Origin of the sequence: Acidovorax sp. K2F (assembly GCF_025246485.1) — a bacterium.
GTDB lineage: Bacteria > Pseudomonadota > Gammaproteobacteria > Burkholderiales > Burkholderiaceae_C > Acidovorax > Acidovorax delafieldii.
The window spans coordinates 1-16,216 of sequence record NZ_JAOBSQ010000002.1 but is presented as its reverse complement, the minus strand read 5'-3'; the positions used below and the strand labels follow the sequence as shown (position 1 = coordinate 16,216).

Sequence of the window (16,216 nt, the reverse complement as noted above, 5' to 3'; positions counted from 1 at the left end):
GGCCATGCCCACATCGATCCGCCGCAGCCCGTACGATGGCGGGCTTGGCACCGCACGGAGTTGACATTGCAGACACCCACCAACCGCTTCAAACAGGCCATGGCCCAAGGCCAGGCGCAAATCGGCCTCTGGCTCGGGCTGGCCAACAGCTACAGCGCCGAAATCCTCGCAGGCACCGGCTACGACTGGCTGCTGGTCGATGGCGAACATGCGCCGAACGACCTGCGCTCCATCCTGCACCAGCTGCAGGCCATCGCCAGCGCCACCAGCGCCCTGCCCCCCGGAATGCAGGCGCCCCACCCCATCGCCCGGGTGCCGGTGGGTGACACGGCCCTCATCAAACAGTACCTGGACATCGGCGCACAGACCCTGCTGGTGCCCATGGTCGATACGCCCGAGCAGGCCCAGCAGCTGGTGCGCGCCACGCGCTATGCGCCCGAAGGCGTGCGCGGCATGGGCAGCGCACTGGCCCGCTCGTCGCGCTGGCAGGCGTACCCGCAGTATGTGCACGAGGCCAACCAGCAGATCTGCCTGCTGGTGCAGGCAGAAACGGTGGAGGCCATGGCCCACCTCGATGCCATCGCCGCCACGCCCGGGGTGGACGGCGTGTTCATCGGCCCGGCCGACCTGTCGGCCTCCATGGGCCACCCCGGCAACCCAGGGCACCCTGACGTCCAGGCCGCCATCCATGACGGCATTGCGCGCATCCTGCGCGCAGGCAAAGCGCCGGGCATCCTGGCCACCACCGAATCACAGGCGCGCCAGTGGCTGGCGGCCGGCGCGCTGTTTGTGGCCGTGGGCGTGGACACCATGCTGCTGGTGAGTGCTGCGCAGGAGCTGCTGGCACGCTACCGCAGCGCGACCGACGCCGCCCCCACCCGGCCCGCAGGCTACTGAACGTTTCTTCTTTCAGACTCAAGGACAGACATCCATGAAAGCATGTATTTACGGCGCCGGCGCCATCGGCGGCTGGCTGGGCGTGGCCCTGGCGCAAGCGGGCCACTCGGTCAGCATGGTGGCGCGGGGCGACACGCTGCGCGCCCTGCAGGCCGAGGGGCTGCGCATGCGGCGCGCCGACGGCTCGCTGGCGCAGGTGCCCGTCACGGCCCACAGCGACCCGGCCGCACTCGGCGTGCAGGACCTGGTGGTGGTGGCAGTCAAGGCCCCGGGCCTGCCCGACGTGGCGCGTGCCATGGCGCCCTTGATCGGGCCCGACACCATCGTGCTGACCGCCATGAACGGCGTGCCGTGGTGGTTTCTCGACGGCTTCGGCGGCGCCGCGCAGGGGCGTGCCCTCGAATCCGTGGACGCGGGAGGCGTGATTGCCCGAGCCATCCCGGCGCGCAACGTCGTGGGCAGCGTGGTGCACACCAGCTGCTCGCTGGAGGCTCCGGGCTTCGTCAAACAACACTTTGGCAACCGCCTCATCGTGGGCGAGCCGGACGGCAGCCAGAGCGCGCGCCTGCAAGCGTTGGCCGACACGCTGCAGCGCGGTGGCATCGATGTGGAGGTGAGCGACTGCATCCAGAAGGACATCTGGTTCAAGCTGTGGGGCAACCTCACGATGAACCCAATCAGCGCGCTCACCGGCGCCACCACCGACCGCATCCTGGACGACGACCTGGTGCGCGGCTTTGTGAGCGCCGTGATGCTGGAAGCCAAGGCCATCGGCGACAAGCTGGGCCTGCCCATCGACCAGCAGCCCGAGGACCGCCATGCCGTCACACGCAAGCTGGGCGCGTTCAAGACCTCGATGCTGCAGGACGTGGAAGCGAACAAGCCGATGGAGATCGACGCCCTGGTGGGCGCGGTGCGCGAGCTGGGCCAGATCACCGGCACGCCCACGCCGCACACCAACGCCCTGCTGGGCCTCACGCGGCTGATGGCGCGCACGCGTGGCCTGTACTGATTCATTTCAGCAAAATCGGCTGCAGGCGCTAGTGGAATATGCGTCAACAGCTATTTAATTCATAGCAAACCAACCATGACCCAACTCACGCTGTACTACACCCCCGGCACCTGCGCGCAGGCCGTTCGCATCGCTTTGGAAGAAGCGGGCGCCCCCTACGACCTGGTGCGCGTGGACTTCGCCGCTGGCCAGCAACGCACGCCCGAATACCTGGCGGTGAACCCCAAGGGCCGCGTGCCCGCGCTGGCCACGCCGCACGGCACCCTGACCGAAACCCCGGCGCTGCTGGCCTATGTGGCGCAGAGCTTTCCAGAGGCGCGCCTGGCGCCCGCCGACGCGCATGGCTTTGCGCGCCTGCAAGAGTTCCACAGCTACCTCGCGTCCACGGTGCACATCGCCCACGCCCACCGCCCCCGCGCCAGCCGCTGGGCGGACGAGCCCGAAGCCCACGCCGCCATGCAGCGCAAGGTGCCACAGAACATGACCGAGTGCTTTCACCTCGTCGAAACCCACTACCTGCCGCAAGCGGACCAGGGGCCCTGGGTGATGGGCGAGCAATACACCGTGGCCGACGGCTACCTGTTCACCATCGGCACCTGGCTGCACAGCGACGGCGTGGACATCGCCCAGTTCCCGAAGGTGTTTGCACACACGCAGCGCATGCTGCAGCGCCCCGCCGTGCAGCGCGCACTGGCCTGATACGCCACCTGCGGACGCAAAAAAGCCCCGGTGCTTCTGGCTCGAAGCACCGGGGCTTTTTGCTGGCAACCGGGATCAGTTCACCTTCAGATACCGCCAATCGATGCGGTTGTCGGCGCGGTGGATGATGTCCACCTTCTTGGTGCCCGCCCACGGAATCACCTGGTTGTACAGCGGGATGTGCGACACCAACTCATGCTCCTTGATCAGCGCCTGCTCGATCAGGCCGTTGCGCGTGGCGGTGTCCGTTTCCTTCTTCACACGCTCGATCAGCGCGTCCATCTGCGGGTCGGAGAACCGGCCCAGGTTGAAGTTGCCGTCCCCACCCGCGCCCGTCGTGCGCACCAGCGACTGCAGGCTGTAGAACGCATCGAACGTGGGCACACCCCAGCCCAGCAGGTAGATGCTGGCTTCGTTGCGCTGGATCATCGGGAAGTAGGTGGCAAACGGCAGCGAGCGCAGCTTGGCCTTCACGCCCACCTTGGCCCAATGTGACGTGATGGCCTGGCACAGCTGCTCGTCGTTGATGTAGCGGCCCGCGCTGCAGGCAAAGTCCACCTCAAACCCGTTGGGGTAGCCCGCATCGGCCAGCAGCTTTTGCGCGGCCTTGGGGTCGTAGGGGTAGCGCACGTCGGCCTTCTTGGTCCAGCCGTTGACCTGGTTGGCGATGAGTGTGCCCGTGGGCTGGGCCAAGCCTCGCAGCACCACGCGCTGGATGGACTGGATGTCGATGGCCTGGTACAGCGCCTTGCGCACGCGCAGGTCCTTCAGCGGGTTCTTGCCCTTCACGTCCGAGCCGGGCAGCTCGTCGCGGAACTGGTCCAGCCCCAGGAAGATGGTGCGGTACTCCGGCCCCTCCAGCACCTGCAGGTTGGGCGTCTGCTTGATGCGCGCCAGGTCCTGCAGGCTGGGGTCGATCACAAAATCCACCTCACCCGACAGCAGCGCCGCTGTGCGCGTGGCGTCGGCCTTGATGGGGGTGTAGACGATCTCGGTCAGGTTGGTGGGGTACTTGCCCTTGCCCCACCAGTGGGGGTTGGGCTCCAGCACCACGCGCTGGTCAGGCGTCCACTGCTTGAGCTGGTAGGGGCCAGTGCCCAGCGCATTGCGGTGGGCAAAGTTTTCGTCCTTGGTCTTGATGTCCTTGGGCTCGACCGACTTGTTCTTCTCGGCCCAGGCCTTGCTCATGATGCGCAGCTCGGTCAGCTGGTTCACCAGCACCGGGTTGGGCAGGTCGGAGTGGATGTCGATGGTGTAGGCATCGACCTTTTCCACACGGTCAATGCCTTGCGTGTAGACCGCGAAGTTGGAGCTCTTGGCCTTGGCGCGCTCCAGCGAGAACTTGGCGTCGTCGGCCGTGAACTCGCTGCCGTCGCTGAACTTCACGCCCTTGCGCAAGGTCAGGCGCAGCTTCGTGGGCTTGATGAGCTTCCACTCGGTGGCGAGCGAGGGCTCGGGCTTGAACGTCTTGCTGTTGTATTCGACCAGCGTGTCGTACACCGCGCCGTGCATGGTGTTGTTCACGCCCACGTTCTGGGTGTGGATGTCCCAGGTGGAAATGTCCACCGAGCGGGACCAGCGGAAGGTGGCGGACTGTGCGGCCAGGGGCAGGGCCGCAACAACGGCGGCGGCCAGGAGAAGGTGTTTGAAGCGCATGGACGGGAGGATAGGCAAAAAAGCCAAAAAATGCTGAATGGCCAGACTATCCCCCAAGCGGCGCTTTTAGAAAACGAACTTATTCTTCTTAGCTTAGAGCCATCACCCCTGCCAGCACCAGCATGGTGGTGGCCGTCACCGCATCCAGCACCCGCCACGCAGACGGGGTGGCAAACAACGGGGCCAGCCAGCGGGCACCCAGGCCGATCAACAAGAACCACAGCGCGCTGGCCAGCGAGCCACCCGCCGCAAACAGCGCACGGCCCCAGGCCGGGTAGGGTGTGGCCATGGTGCCCAGCAGCACCACGGTGTCGAGGTAGACATGCGGGTTGAGCCAGGTGAGCGCCGTCACGGTGGCCAGAGTAGTGCGCAAAGTGGCGCCGGGGCCGCTGGTGGCCACCAGCAACTGGCCGGGGCGCAGCGCCCGCGCGGCAGTCTGTGCCGCATACATCAACAGGAACAGCGCGCCCGCCCAGCGCATGAACTGCGCCCATTCAGGCCGGGCCAGCAGCACGCCGCCCATGCCCCACACGCCCACCTGCAGCAGTAGCGCGTCTGACAGCGCACACACCAGCACCACGGGCATCACATGCTCGCGCCGCAGACCCTGGCTCAGCACAAATGCGTTTTGCGCGCCAATGGCCATGATGAGCATGGCAGTGGATGTGAAACCGTGAACGAACGCAGTGGAGACCATGGGCACGGATTCTGGCCAAGGGCCTGCGTTGACGCCAGCTATACTTTTTAACGATCCGTCAAAATGGCTAACCACCCATGCAACTCGACTCCGCCCAGCTCAACGCCTTTGCCACGGTGATCGATGAGGGCAGCTTCGAGCGGGCGGCGGCCGTGCTGCATGTCACGCGCTCAGCGGTGTCGCAGCGCATCAAGCTGCTGGAAGAGCGCGTGGGCCAGGTGCTGGTGCGCCGCGCCACGCCCTGCACGCCCACTGAGGCCGGGCAGGCGCTGTACCGCCATGCGCGCGAGGTGGCGCTGAGCGAGGCCGATGCGCTGGCCACCATTGGCGGCGGGCAGCACAGCACCACGCGGCTGGCGATTGGTGTGAATGCCGACTCGCTGGCCACCTGGTTCCCCCACGCCATGGCGCAGGCGGCCGAGGGGCAGGCCATCACCTTCGACATCCATGTGGAAGACCAGGACCATTCGGCCAACCTGCTGCGCGAGGGCCGCGTGATGGCCGCCGTGACGGCCGACCCGCAGCCCGTGCAGGGCTGCCAGGTGCTGCCGCTGGGCACGCTGCGCTACCGCGCGCTCGCCAGCCCTGCGTTCATGGAGCGCCACTTTGCGCAGGGCGTGAACGCAAACACCCTGGCGGAGGCACCCATGCTGGTGTTCAACCGCAAGGATGCGCTGCAGGCGCGTTTTATGGGCCGCATCACGCGCCGCAAGCTCGCACCGCCCGTGCACTGGCTGCCCGAGGCGCATGCCTTCGTCAAAGCCACCCGCGCCAGCCTGGGCTGGGGCATGACGCCCGACCCGCTGGTGGAGGATGACCTGAAGACTGGTGCCCTGGTCGAGCTGATTGCGAACAAGCCGGTGGATGTGCCGCTGTACTGGCAGTGCTGGCGCCTGAACGTGCAGGCCCTGCAGCACGTGACCGCAGCCGTGCAGCGGGCTGCTGCGCTGACGCTGCTGCGCTGAGAGAAAGGCGGCGAGTGAAGCCGCGAACGCCAGTTACGCGGCGTTCGCCAGGTCCTCGTGGTGGTCCGCCGCCCCGCGCTTCCAGTAGGCGGAGATGCGCATGCGTTTCGGGTCCACGCCCGGCTTGGCCAGCACGGTGCGGCGCACGGCGGCCATGTCGCTGTGTTCGCCCGCAGCCCAGACAAAGCCCGCGCCGGGCGGCAGCGACAGCGCCTCCACAGCGGCAGGCAGCGCGCTCACCCACTGCAGGTCCAGCTGCGCCGCGCTCGCCAGCGTGCGCTGGTCGGCCGGGTTGCTCAGCTGGATACGCACGGTGGCCACTGCGCTGGCGGGCAGCTCGGCCAGGCGGCGGGCGATGGCGGGCAGCGCGGTTTCGTCGCCCAGCAGCCAGTGCCAGTCGAAGCCCATGGGCACGACCATGCTGCCGCGCGGCCCGGCAATGCCCACCCACTGGCCCACGGTGGCGCTGGCGGCCCAGTCGGTGGCGGGGCCCGCGTCGTGCAGGGCGACCTCGATGTCCAGCTCGCCCGCAGCGGCGTCAAAACGCGCGGGGGTGTAGTCGCGCAGCACGGGGCGTGGGCCGTCAAACACAGGGCGGCCGTCCTGCAGCGTGGGCAAGGTGGGGCGGTCTTGCCCGGGCGAGGGAAGGATGAGCTTGAGGTGGTCGTCGAACCCGGCGCTCACAAAGCCCGCCAGCTCGGGGCCGGCCAGGGTCAGCCGCACAAAGCCGGGGCTGACCTGGGTGCGGCGCACCACCTGGAGATGGCGGCCCTGCAGGGGATGGCGAATGCGCTCGATAGCGAGGGAGGGGGCCGTGGCGGCCAGGGGCAAGGAAGCGTTCATGGCGTAAAATGTTGATTTAATCAACCAAATCATCCGCCATTCAGTTGACTTTGTCAACCGATAGCCACGCCATGCCCCTACGTGCCCGCCCCGATGTGTTTGAAGCCCTGCACGACCTGATGCACGCCTACCGGGCGCGCATGGTGCGCGCGATGACCTCCGTGCATCCGGACCTGACCTTCAACGAAGTGCGCGCGCTGAACTTCATCGGCCGCCACCCCGGCGCCACGCAGAAAGAACTGGTGCGCCACAGCGGCGCCGACAAGGCGCAGGTGGCGCGCATGCTGGGCCTATTGCAGGACAAGGGTTGGCTGGAGCGCCAGCCCCACGCCGAAGACCGGCGCAGCCTGTGCCTCACGCTGAGCGCCGAGGGCCAGGCGCTGTACCAGGCGCTGCAGGCCGCGCGGCAAACCCTGTCGGCCCAGGTGCTGGCGGGCTGCGACGACGCCACCCAGGCGCAGCTGCTGGCCCTGCTGGCGCGGGTGCGGACCAACCTGGACGCGCTGCCACCCCTGGAGACTGACGAGGACTGCAGCCACGGCAAGGGCCGGTCCTCGCGCTAGGGATGTCCTGCATAACCCTCGCGAGGCGGTGGTAGTGCGGATCGGGAGGGGCCGCAAGGCGTCTTTTTGCAGCCAATAGCCGAGCTATTGGCAAAAAAAGCAACGCAGCGGACTGCCCGAGGCCGCGCTATCACTGACCGCAGGGAGTTATGCAGGACATCCCTATGGGCCCCACAGGGGGTTTCAAGCGCTTTTGAAGGTATTTTTGCCCCAAGCGCTAGTGCAATATGCCCTGATAGCTATCAAATAGAGAGCAAATCAGCGCCCCTGGATCACGCGCAGCGCCTCGGGTAGCGAATGCACATGGGGCAGGAAATGGTCGATGGTGGCGCCCAGCAGCACGGCGCAGACCAGCGCGCCCAGCAGCGGCTTCCAGGTCAGGCGCACTGCGGCGCTGAGCCAGCCCTCGCGCTCCACCCCTACAGCAGCGCGGGCCGTGGCCACCGAGAAGGCAATCTCCACCGCCACCGTGAGCAGCACATCCCAGCCAAAGAACAGCATGGCGAGCGACCCCGCACCCAGGATCAGCGCTGCGCCGATGAGAAAGATGGCCACCACGGGCACGACCACCACGGCGCCCTCGTCGGCGCTGCCCAGCGCATCGGCCGCGCCACTGGCCAGGTCGCCCAGTGCGCTGGAATCGCTGCTGGAGCCCCCGCTGGACAGGCCTTGCGTCCACCCGCCCCCAAAGTCCCCCGATGCGCCACCGCCGCCAAAGTTGCCACCGCCGGTGCGGGGCAAGGGCACCTGGCCTCCACCGGAGGGGCCATTGCCACTGGGCCAGGAGATGTCGGGCAATTCCACACTGCTGCCGTCGCCCGACGACCCGTCCCGACGCACCAGCCGCGCTGCCCAAGCGCGCAGCACCAGCAGATAGCCGACGTAGCCCACAGACAGCGTAATCAAGTACCGCAGTGCCAGTGAATCCACGCCCAGCACCATCTGCAGGTGCGAGGTGGCCCACATCAGCAGCAGCGTGAAGCTGCCGATCAGCAGCCCGTGCCAGCGCAGGCTGTAGCGCTGCTGCAGGGTGCGCGCCACCGCGCCGTGGTGCGGCATGCGCACCGAGCGCCAGGTGGAGCTGCCTTTTTTCTTGGAACCGGAGGAGTTGCTGCGGGGTGTGGCCATGGAAGGAGCGCGCTGCGCGCGGCGGCAAACAGACGGCGCCATTTCACACCAGTTTCAGGCCGCGCCCCACACCGGCGGGCCCTGCGGCGTGAACTTGTGCGCGAACCGCGCCCTGCCGCACGCCAATGAAGGGGGGCTTCAGGCCCCGCCGTCCACCACCACCGGCACGCGCTGCGCCAGGGCGCACATCAGCTCGTAGCCCACGGTGCCTGCCGCCTGCGCCACCTCGTCGATGGACAACACCACGCCATTGCTGGCGCGGCCCCAGAGCGTGACCTCGCTGCCAAAGCCCACCTCCACACCCGCCTGCTGCAGGGGCGTGAGGTCCACGGTCACCATGTCCATGCTCACCCGCCCCACCAGGCGAGTGCGCACGCCGTTCACCAGCACCGGCGTGCCGGTGTCGCAGTGGCGGGGGTAGCCGTCGGCGTAGCCACAGGCGGCGATGCCGATGGTGAGCGGGCCATCGGCCGTGAAGCGCGAGCCATAGCCCACGGTGTCGCCCGCCTGCAGTTGCTGGGTGGCGATGAGGCGCGTGGACAGCGTCATGGTGGGTTGCAACCCCCAGTGGCCGGCATGGTGCTCGGGGAAGTCCGGCGCACTGCCATAGACCACGATGCCCGCGCGCACCCAGTCGGCGCGCACGCCCGCATCCTGCGCGTGGCGCAGCGTGGCGGCACTGTTGCTCAGGCTGCGCTCGCCAGGCAGGTCCTGCGCGGCGGCGTTGAAGGCTGCCATCTGGTGCGCAATGCCCCGCGGGCCGTCGGCGTCGCTGAAGTGGGTCATGAACGAAATCTCGTCCACCTGCGGCAGCGCATTGAGCCGGGCCCACGCGGCGCGGTAGCGCTCGGGCGTGAAGCCCAGGCGGTTCATGCCCGAATTCATCTTGAGGAACACCCGGTGCGGCACCTGGGTCTTGTGCGCAGCCAGCATGTCGATCTGCTCGTCGCAGTGCACCGCATGCCACAGGCCCAGGCGCGAGCACAGCTCCAGGTCGCGCGGCTCGAACACGCCTTCGAGCAGCAGGATGGGCCCGCGCCAGCCCAGGTGGCGCACGCGCTCGGCCTCGGCCAGGTCCAGCAGCGCAAAACCGTCGGCGCCGCGCAGGCCCTCGTACACCCGCTCGATGCCGTGGCCATAGGCGTTGGCCTTGACCACCGCCCACACCTTGGCGTCAGGCACCGACTGGCGCACGCGCGCGAGGTTGTGGTGCAGGGCCGTGGTGTGGATGGTGGCAGCAATGGGACGGGGCATGGGACAGACCTGATGGAGCGAGGGATTTACCGGGGGACCAGCGCCGGATTCTGGCACTGTGGCCGTTTATCCGCGTGATATAACCGCCTGTCCCTCGCTACGATTCTTCACATTTACCAGGGCATCAGCCCAACTGATGCTCTCACCAGCCATTCGATGAAGCGCGGTTTTTACACCATCATGTCGGCGCAGTTTTTCAGCTCGCTGGCCGACAACGCACTCTTCGTAGCCGCTGTGGAACTCCTGCGCACCGGAGGCGCCCCCGAGTGGCAGCGTGCGGCCCTGGTGCCCATGTTCGCATTGTTCTATGTGGTGCTGGCGCCCTTCGTCGGCGCCTTTGCCGATGCGTTGCCCAAGGGCAAGGTCATGTTTGTCAGCAACGCCATCAAGGTGGCGGGCTGCCTGATGATGCTGTTTGGCTCGCACCCGCTCATGGCCTACGCCGTGGTGGGGCTGGGTGCTGCGGCCTACTCGCCCGCCAAGTACGGCATCCTGACCGAACTGCTGCCCGCGTCCCAGCTCGTCAAGGCCAACGGCTGGATCGAGGGCCTGACCATTGCATCAATCATCCTGGGCGTGCTACTGGGCGGCCAGCTGGTGGGGCAGCAGCTGTCGGGCATGCTGCTGGGCTTTGACTTCCCCGTGATCGACACCGGCGTGGACACCCCCGCCGAGGCCGCCATCGCAGCGCTGATCGCTGTCTATGCACTGGCTGCCTGGTTCAACACCCGCATCCCGCACACCGGGGTGGAGATGCGCCCCCTGCGCGCCGACCCGTCGCGCAGCGTGGTGGCCAACGCGCTCAACCTGCTGCCCGACTTCTGGGCCTGCAACAGCCGCCTGTGGCGCGACAAGCTGGGCCAGATCTCGCTGGCCACCACCACCCTGTTCTGGGGCGCCGGTGGCAACCTCAAGTTCATCGTGCTGGCCTGGGCCGCCGTGGCCCTGGGCTACAACACCACCCAGGCCTCGGCCCTGACGGGCGTGGTGGCCATCGGCACCGCCGTGGGTGCCGTGGTGGCATCGATGCGCATGCGCCTGGACATGGCCACCCGCGTGATCCCGCTGGGCATTGCGATGGGCTTGCTGCTGATCCTGATGGTGTTCATCAGCAACATCTGGCTGGCCATTCCGTTCCTCATCGTGCTGGGTGGCCTGGGCGGCTACCTGGTGGTGCCCATGAACGCCCTGCTGCAGCACCGGGGCCACAACCTCATGGGAGCAGGCCGGTCGATTGCCGTGCAGAACTTCAACGAGCAGGCCTGCATCCTGGGCCTGGGGGCGTTCTACAGCCTGTCGCTCAAGCTGGGCCTGTCGGTGTTTGGTGCCATCACCACCTTCGGGCTGGTGGTGGCGGGCATCATGTGGGTCATCCGCCGCTGGCACCAGCGCAACTGCGTGAACCACCGCGACGAAGTGAACCACCTGCTGGACATCGCGCGGCACGATACGCACCATTGACTCCTGATTGCGAAGCCCCCCTGTGCGGCTTCGCCGCTTCCCCCGAGGGGACGCACCCGGAGGCCTGGAGCTATTGAAGGCTCCCCCTGAGCCGCTGCGCGTCTTCCCCCTCTCTCGCTGCGCGGGAGGGGGACGCACCCAGTGGCCTGGCAAAGCCAGTTCCACGGGTGCACTGGCCTTGGAGCGTGCCAGTTTTAGCTGGCTGTGCAGCATGGAACCACCTGCTACATAATTTATAGCTTTCAGCGCATATTCCACTAGCGCTACCGCCTGTTTTTCCCTTCAATGCACTCTCCCCTCCCCTTCGCCGCACTCTTATTCAACGCCTTTGTCTGGGGCCTGGCGTGGTGGCCGTTCCAGCACATGCACCAGGCGGGGCTGCACCCCTTGTGGGCCACGGCCTGCATGTATGCGGTGGTGCTACTGGCCCTGCTGGCGTGGCGCCCCGGCATCCTGCAGCAGGTGCGCGCGCATCCGCAGCTGTGGCTGCTGGCGCTGGCCTCGGGGCTGAACAACGTGGCCTTCAACTGGGCCGTGACCATTGGCGACGTGGTGCGCGTGATCCTGCTGTTCTATCTGATGCCCGCCTGGGCCGTGCTGCTGGCCTGGAAGGTGCTGGGCGAGCGCCCTACCCCTGCGGCGCTGCTGCGCCTGGCGCTGGCTTTCTGCGGCGTGGTGCTGGTGCTGCTGCCCGAGGGCGCACCTGCTTCGCGCCTGCTGCAGAACCTGTCGCTGGCCGACGCTCTGGCGTTGCTGGGCGGTTTCATGTTCGCGCTGACCAACGTCACGCTGCGCCGCCTGCACACCGTGCCGGGGCCCGCGCGCATGTTCTCGATGTTTGGCGGCTGCATGCTCATGGCGCTGGCCGTGGCCAGCATTGGCCTGCAAGTGGGCGTGGTGGAGCCCTTCCCTGCCGTCAATGCCACCTGGGTCGTCACCGGCCTGCTGCTGGCCGGGGTGCTGATGCTGGGCAACTGGGCGCTGCAATTTGGCGCCGCCCGCCTGGCGGCGGGCACCACGGCGCTGGTGATGCTGTCGGAGGTGATGTTTGCCAGCGTGTCGTCGGCCCTGCTGGGCGCGGCCACGCTGAACACGCGCACCGTGCTGGGCGGGGCGCTGATCCTGCTGGCATCGCTGCTGGCGGCGCTGCAGTTCCGCCGACCGGGCGCTGCGGGCCCTCATTGATGGATTGACCCGCCTGCGCACAGGCCTCTGCAGCTGGGGCTACGATGGCCCGTCATCCCCACCCGGAGAACCCGCATGTCCACCAGCATCTACGACTTTGAAGCCCTGCAGATGAACGGCCAGGCCGTGCCCCTGTCGCAATACCGGGGCAAGGTATTGCTCATCGTGAACACCGCCAGCGCCTGCGGCTTCACGCCCCAGTTCGGCGGGCTGGAAGAACTGCACAAGGAATACGCAGACAAAGGCCTCGTCGTGCTGGGCTTCCCCTGCAACCAGTTCGGCGCCCAGGACCCCGGCAGCAACGACGAGATCGCCAGCTTCTGCCAGCTCAACTACGGCGTGAGCTTTCCGATGATGGCCAAGATCGACGTGAACGGCGCCAACGCCTCGCCCCTGTACCAGTGGCTCACCGCCGAAGCACCAGGCCTGCTGGGCAGCAAGGCCATCAAGTGGAACTTCACCAAGTTCCTCGTCGGCAAGGACGGCCGCGTGATCCGCCGCTATGCGCCGCAGGACGCGCCGAAGAAGCTGGCGGGGGATATTGCGGCGGCACTGGCCGCGGGCTGATCGCCCTCGTCGGCACACATCAGCAATATTTGCGGCGCCCCGGCCCCCCTTCGCTTTTGACGCTCTTACCCCTGTTGGGGGCGAATGTTGGTATTTGTGAAACCTGAATCAAGCGGTTGCCAAACGCCCCGCTGCGGCGTCAATCGGCCTTTTCTGCAGCGACACTCTGGCCCGTTCGCGGAGAAGCAGCGCCCATCGCGCTGACCCCGAGTGAGCCAGGGTGGCATCAGACCGCCCACTCCAACGAACGCACACGCCATCTGTTCGCTACTGGAGGGAGCCCCTTTGCCTGCTTTCGCTGCCGCATGGCAGCGCGCCGCCATGGCCGCTGCATCGCTGACCTGCAAGTTCCGATTCCTGGAAATCGCAGGCGACAGCAGCACCTTGCTCAGTGCGAAGGCTGCACCCAGTGATCCGCCGGGCCTGGGCTCAAGCGGCCTTCGTGCCAGCTACTGCGACGACGCTGATAGCCAATCCGGCACTCGCCCAAGGCCGTCGGGCTGCCCGCCCCCTTTGAAGGCTTACTCAATTCACCACAGCACGGCATGCAACAAGCCCCAGGCGGAGCGTGAGTACCCGATCACCGCTGCCCTGGCAAGGGCCGCCCCCAAAAGAGCACACACGCTCGGCAGCTCATGGCCGCGTGCTGCCTTCCAGTACCGCAAGTACCGCACCCGAACCATCGCCACCAGGCCACACACATCGTTATCTTGAAGGAGCTTTTCTGATGTCATTCATTTGCCAGGCCACGGGAGCCCATATCGCACTCGATCGCCCTATCGCCTCGGTGCCCGGACCAGCCAGAGTCATGGCTTGCGCAGCACTGGCGCTAGCGCTGGCATCGGGTTTGGCGGGTTGCGCTGACACCCCTCAAGCGCCAACAGAGCCAGTCGCCACCACCGCGCCCGCGACCGAGACTGTCGCCGCCCCTGTCGAGCAGCCAGCGCCTGAGTCCATCGCCCAACCCGCACGCCTGCCAGAGGACGGTATCGTCGCCGAGTTCAAAGCCACGCAGGTCAAACTCTCGCCAGAAACCCTGGCGCTGCTGGCCAAGTTCGCAGAGAGCCGCCACCCCAACGAACGCCTGGAAATCACCGGCTACTGCAACAAACGCGAGGCCCCCATCGATGCGCGCGACATCGCCACGATGCGCGCCAATGCGGTACGCCGCGAACTCATCAAGCTGGGCGTGCCCGCTAAATCCATCCGCGTGAAGTACAACACCACGCAGCCCATGCACGCAGTCAAGATGGAGGTCAAGGAGGGCACTGCTACGGCCTCCACACCGCAAACGGGCCGCGTTGAACTCGCGGAAAAAGCAAGCCCTGCAGGCCCCATGAGCACCGCAGCCAGCACCCAAGCCGGTTGCGCATGCGCTGCACCCGGCGCAGCCACTCGGTGAACTGGTTTTGCTGGCCCTGCCTTCGGGGCCAGCTCTTCCTTGCCGTTGCTTCCACGTAGCACTGCGGCAGGACGCCTGCTTGGCAGCCCGTGCGGGAGGCGTGCTCGGCTGGTTACTTTACGGCCAGCGCGGGCGCGCGGCGCTGCATCAGGGCGTCAATGATTAGGATATTTAGAGCACCGCGTCTCGCCCGCTTGCTTCGTCTTAGATCGCAGTAGTAGCGGCGGCCCCGCCAAAACTCTCTGCCGGATGATCTGGCTGCGAGCGCTGCTGAGCTCTTCGTGCAGGCCGACCTGGTCGGCGTGGAAGTAGTACACCTCGCACAGCTTGGCATTCCCGCTGAGACCATCTGTGCCGGTGTTTTGCACTGTGCCCTTGAAGTTGAGTGCTTGCCAGTAGCGGGCTTCCAGTGTGTCGTTGGCTGGTTGCTGGGAATAGTCTTGGTGTTTTTGGCCGCTTGCGCTTAACTGGCCTTGGCTAACAGCTATGGTTTTTTGATGTTTTTGGCTGCTGCGCGTCTCGGGTGGTGCCCAGCCCGCACTGCTCGGATCTTTCGCCATCTGCGTCCAGGCGCGCCAGCGGTACATAGCTGCACGGCTCGTAAACGTAGATGCTCGCGTGCCCGCCACGGCTTTACTGCAGCAGCCGCATTCCGTCCCAGGCGAAGTGCGTGGTGCCAAAGCTGTCGCTCTTGGCGATGCGCCTGCCCAGTGCGTCGTACTGGTAGCTGAAGACCTGGCTTTGTGGCTGGCCGTCTTTGCCCGCCAGATCATAGTGGAAGTATTCGCTGCGCACGGGCTAAGTCGCATGGGTGTGGACGATCCGTCTAATGCCGACTAATTCGTGTCTAAGATTTTTATCAAACTTTCTCAATCAAAGCCTGGGCGAGAGAAAGTAAAAATCATATTATCCATATTAATACCCATCTCAGGCTCCAGCAAATTAATATCTTGCAATAAATTCACAAACTGTCGAAAAATCATCCAATCAGTATTTTTATATTCAAAAACACCGTTATGCCGATGACTCTCTTCGATTTTTGAAAGAATAAAAATCAGTCCCTCTTTATTCTTCACCAAAGTTATCGCACCAACAGCAATCAAATCTTTAATTGCAGCCGTTTCATCTTCGTAGTCCATGATAGTTGGCAAGGCCGCATATTTTTTCACTAGATCACTCACGACTGCCTCCAATTAAAACGGGGAGCCATCCAAAGGAGTATGTGCGCCATTTTTGTCGGCGCCAAATGGACCCCTCGTTCCATCAGTTCTATAGTTATTGCCAGCGGGGCCTTTAATGCTAGCGGTTGGGCCAGCGCCAGCGTTCGACCCCGGAAAGTTCGCAGCAGCAACAGGGTTTGCGCCATGACCATGAATACTATAAGGCGCACTTTCGTGCTTGAAACCACCGGAGGGGAATTTCGCTGGATTTGGATGAAATACGTTAGGCAGTCCACCTTGTCGCGCCCAAACCTGGATATCAGGATAATTCATCCGTCCATTTCTCACCAAATCAGCAGGACTACTCGGACGTTGAGAAAAACGACCCGTTTCATTATTTCTCCACCGGTTAGCTTTTGAATCAAAAGAACAGCTCCACCCCCACGGATCAATCCAGCTAATCGGGTTAGGCGCATACTGATGCAGGTTCCATCCGCCCGACAGCCCAATCGGATCCGGCGTCGTAAACGCCCCCAGATCCACGTCGTAATACCGGAACATGTTGTAGTGCAGCCCCGTTTCCCTGTCCAGGTACTGCCCCTGCATCCGCAGGTTCTGCTGAAGCTGAACTGTCTGGTTCGCTGACTGTTGTTGCAGCTGAACAGGCCTGCCCGCTTCGTCGTAGCTTTGCCATTCCTCCCGGACCGTACTGCCCCATGTGCTGTAC

General features: G+C 65.5%; 18 protein-coding genes. 9 read left to right on the top strand and 9 right to left on the bottom strand.

The genetic code is table 11. The features are described from left to right. The first annotated feature begins 66 nt into the window (after window positions 1–66). The 3 genes from hpaI (at window position 67) to N4G42_RS01510 (ending at window position 2,608) form a co-directional block, all read left to right on the top strand. Entirely contained in the window at window positions 67–897 is an 831-nt protein-coding gene (gene hpaI / locus N4G42_RS01520; RefSeq protein WP_260665913.1) for a 4-hydroxy-2-oxoheptanedioate aldolase, read from the top strand. A 34-nt stretch (window positions 898–931) separates the two neighbouring features. Beyond that, on the top strand, window positions 932–1,909 hold the full coding sequence (locus N4G42_RS01515) for a 2-dehydropantoate 2-reductase (protein ID WP_260665912.1): 978 nt from the start codon (window positions 932–934) through the stop codon (window positions 1,907–1,909). A gap of 75 nt (window positions 1,910–1,984) precedes the next feature. Beyond that, a complete protein-coding gene (locus N4G42_RS01510) occupies window positions 1,985–2,608 on the top strand; it encodes a glutathione S-transferase family protein (protein ID WP_260665911.1) in 624 nt (207 codons plus the stop codon). A 75-nt stretch (window positions 2,609–2,683) separates the two neighbouring features. On the opposite strand, the gene N4G42_RS01505 is transcribed toward N4G42_RS01510, so the two are convergent. Both N4G42_RS01505 and N4G42_RS01500 read right to left on the bottom strand, forming a co-directional pair. After that, window positions 2,684–4,264: an ABC transporter substrate-binding protein gene (locus N4G42_RS01505; protein WP_260665910.1), complete on the bottom strand. Its 1,581-nt coding sequence runs from the start codon at window positions 4,262–4,264 to the stop codon at window positions 2,684–2,686. An 88-nt stretch (window positions 4,265–4,352) separates the two neighbouring features. Beyond that, entirely contained in the window at window positions 4,353–4,961 is a 609-nt protein-coding gene (locus tag N4G42_RS01500) for a LysE/ArgO family amino acid transporter (RefSeq protein WP_260665909.1), read from the bottom strand. 77 nt (window positions 4,962–5,038) lie between these two features. Between N4G42_RS01500 and N4G42_RS01495 the strand changes: the two genes are divergently transcribed. Then, the gene (locus N4G42_RS01495; protein WP_260665908.1) at window positions 5,039–5,926 is read left to right on the top strand and encodes a LysR family transcriptional regulator ArgP; all 888 of its coding nucleotides are present in this window, start codon (window positions 5,039–5,041) and stop codon (window positions 5,924–5,926) included. Between the two features lie 33 nt (window positions 5,927–5,959). Here N4G42_RS01495 and N4G42_RS01490 read toward each other — a convergent pair whose 3' ends face one another. Further along, window positions 5,960–6,769 carry a siderophore-interacting protein gene (locus N4G42_RS01490; protein WP_260665907.1) on the bottom strand — a complete coding sequence of 270 codons (810 nt, stop codon included), beginning with the start codon at window positions 6,767–6,769 and terminating at the stop codon, window positions 5,960–5,962. Between the two features lie 71 nt (window positions 6,770–6,840). Between N4G42_RS01490 and N4G42_RS01485 the strand changes: the two genes are divergently transcribed. After that, on the top strand, window positions 6,841–7,332 hold the full coding sequence (locus N4G42_RS01485) for a MarR family winged helix-turn-helix transcriptional regulator (protein ID WP_260665906.1): 492 nt from the start codon (window positions 6,841–6,843) through the stop codon (window positions 7,330–7,332). Window positions 7,333–7,590: 258 nt separating this feature from the next. Here N4G42_RS01485 and N4G42_RS01480 read toward each other — a convergent pair whose 3' ends face one another. Both N4G42_RS01480 and alr read right to left on the bottom strand, forming a co-directional pair. Continuing rightward, window positions 7,591–8,460 (bottom strand): hypothetical protein, encoded by an 870-nt coding sequence (locus N4G42_RS01480; protein ID WP_260665905.1) that lies wholly within the window; start codon window positions 8,458–8,460, stop codon window positions 7,591–7,593. Between the two features lie 138 nt (window positions 8,461–8,598). Continuing rightward, complete coding sequence (alr, locus tag N4G42_RS01475) at window positions 8,599–9,714, bottom strand: alanine racemase (RefSeq protein WP_116748609.1); 1,116 nt, start codon at window positions 9,712–9,714, stop codon at window positions 8,599–8,601. A 156-nt stretch (window positions 9,715–9,870) separates the two neighbouring features. Here alr and lplT point away from each other — a divergent pair, with 156 nt between their 5' ends. The 4 genes from lplT to N4G42_RS01455 all read left to right on the top strand — a co-directional run bounded on the left by lplT (window position 9,871) and on the right by N4G42_RS01455 (window position 14,329). Further along, a complete protein-coding gene (gene lplT, locus N4G42_RS01470) occupies window positions 9,871–11,175 on the top strand; it encodes a lysophospholipid transporter LplT (protein ID WP_056057261.1) in 1,305 nt (434 codons plus the stop codon). 285 nt (window positions 11,176–11,460) lie between these two features. Then, the gene (locus N4G42_RS01465) at window positions 11,461–12,360 is read left to right on the top strand and encodes a DMT family transporter (RefSeq protein ID WP_099731528.1); all 900 of its coding nucleotides are present in this window, start codon (window positions 11,461–11,463) and stop codon (window positions 12,358–12,360) included. Between the two features lie 75 nt (window positions 12,361–12,435). Then, window positions 12,436–12,927, top strand: coding sequence for a glutathione peroxidase (locus N4G42_RS01460; RefSeq protein ID WP_260665904.1), 492 nt, complete (start codon window positions 12,436–12,438; stop codon window positions 12,925–12,927). Window positions 12,928–13,654: 727 nt separating this feature from the next. After that, the gene (locus N4G42_RS01455) at window positions 13,655–14,329 is read left to right on the top strand and encodes an OmpA family protein (protein ID WP_082522298.1); all 675 of its coding nucleotides are present in this window, start codon (window positions 13,655–13,657) and stop codon (window positions 14,327–14,329) included. Between the two features lie 155 nt (window positions 14,330–14,484). Here N4G42_RS01455 and N4G42_RS01450 read toward each other — a convergent pair whose 3' ends face one another. The 4 genes from N4G42_RS01450 to N4G42_RS01435 all read right to left on the bottom strand — a co-directional run. Continuing rightward, entirely contained in the window at window positions 14,485–14,916 is a 432-nt protein-coding gene (locus tag N4G42_RS01450; protein WP_260665903.1) for a hypothetical protein, read from the bottom strand. Window positions 14,917–14,962: 46 nt separating this feature from the next. Beyond that, the gene (locus N4G42_RS01445; protein ID WP_156379396.1) at window positions 14,963–15,124 is read right to left on the bottom strand and encodes a hypothetical protein; all 162 of its coding nucleotides are present in this window, start codon (window positions 15,122–15,124) and stop codon (window positions 14,963–14,965) included. A gap of 74 nt (window positions 15,125–15,198) precedes the next feature. Further along, window positions 15,199–15,510, bottom strand: a complete 312-nt coding sequence (locus N4G42_RS01440) for a hypothetical protein (protein ID WP_260665902.1) — start codon at window positions 15,508–15,510, stop codon at window positions 15,199–15,201. Window positions 15,511–15,522: 12 nt separating this feature from the next. Beyond that, window positions 15,523–16,216: RHS repeat-associated core domain-containing protein (locus N4G42_RS01435; protein ID WP_260665901.1), on the bottom strand; the 694-nt coding region annotated here is incomplete at its 5' end.

Excerpts from the sequence above, each read along its gene's own strand:
- N4G42_RS01515 (WP_260665912.1), top strand. The coding sequence starts at position 932 with ATGAAAGCATGTATTTACGGCGCCGGCGCCATCGGCGGCTGGCTGGGC.
- N4G42_RS01510 (WP_260665911.1), top strand. The coding sequence starts at position 1,985 with ATGACCCAACTCACGCTGTACTACACCCCCGGCACCTGCGCGCAGGCC.
- N4G42_RS01505 (WP_260665910.1), bottom strand. The coding sequence starts at position 4,264 with ATGCGCTTCAAACACCTTCTCCTGGCCGCCGCCGTTGTTGCGGCCCTG.
- N4G42_RS01500 (WP_260665909.1), bottom strand. The coding sequence starts at position 4,961 with ATGGTCTCCACTGCGTTCGTTCACGGTTTCACATCCACTGCCATGCTC.
- N4G42_RS01495 (WP_260665908.1), top strand. The coding sequence starts at position 5,039 with ATGCAACTCGACTCCGCCCAGCTCAACGCCTTTGCCACGGTGATCGAT.
- N4G42_RS01490 (WP_260665907.1), bottom strand. The coding sequence starts at position 6,769 with ATGAACGCTTCCTTGCCCCTGGCCGCCACGGCCCCCTCCCTCGCTATC.
- N4G42_RS01485 (WP_260665906.1), top strand. The coding sequence starts at position 6,841 with ATGCCCCTACGTGCCCGCCCCGATGTGTTTGAAGCCCTGCACGACCTG.
- N4G42_RS01480 (WP_260665905.1), bottom strand. The coding sequence starts at position 8,460 with ATGGCCACACCCCGCAGCAACTCCTCCGGTTCCAAGAAAAAAGGCAGC.
- alr (WP_116748609.1), bottom strand. The coding sequence starts at position 9,714 with ATGCCCCGTCCCATTGCTGCCACCATCCACACCACGGCCCTGCACCAC.
- lplT (WP_056057261.1), top strand. The coding sequence starts at position 9,871 with ATGAAGCGCGGTTTTTACACCATCATGTCGGCGCAGTTTTTCAGCTCG.
- N4G42_RS01465 (WP_099731528.1), top strand. The coding sequence starts at position 11,461 with ATGCACTCTCCCCTCCCCTTCGCCGCACTCTTATTCAACGCCTTTGTC.
- N4G42_RS01460 (WP_260665904.1), top strand. The coding sequence starts at position 12,436 with ATGTCCACCAGCATCTACGACTTTGAAGCCCTGCAGATGAACGGCCAG.
- N4G42_RS01455 (WP_082522298.1), top strand. The coding sequence starts at position 13,655 with ATGTCATTCATTTGCCAGGCCACGGGAGCCCATATCGCACTCGATCGC.
- N4G42_RS01450 (WP_260665903.1), bottom strand. The coding sequence starts at position 14,916 with ATGTACCGCTGGCGCGCCTGGACGCAGATGGCGAAAGATCCGAGCAGT.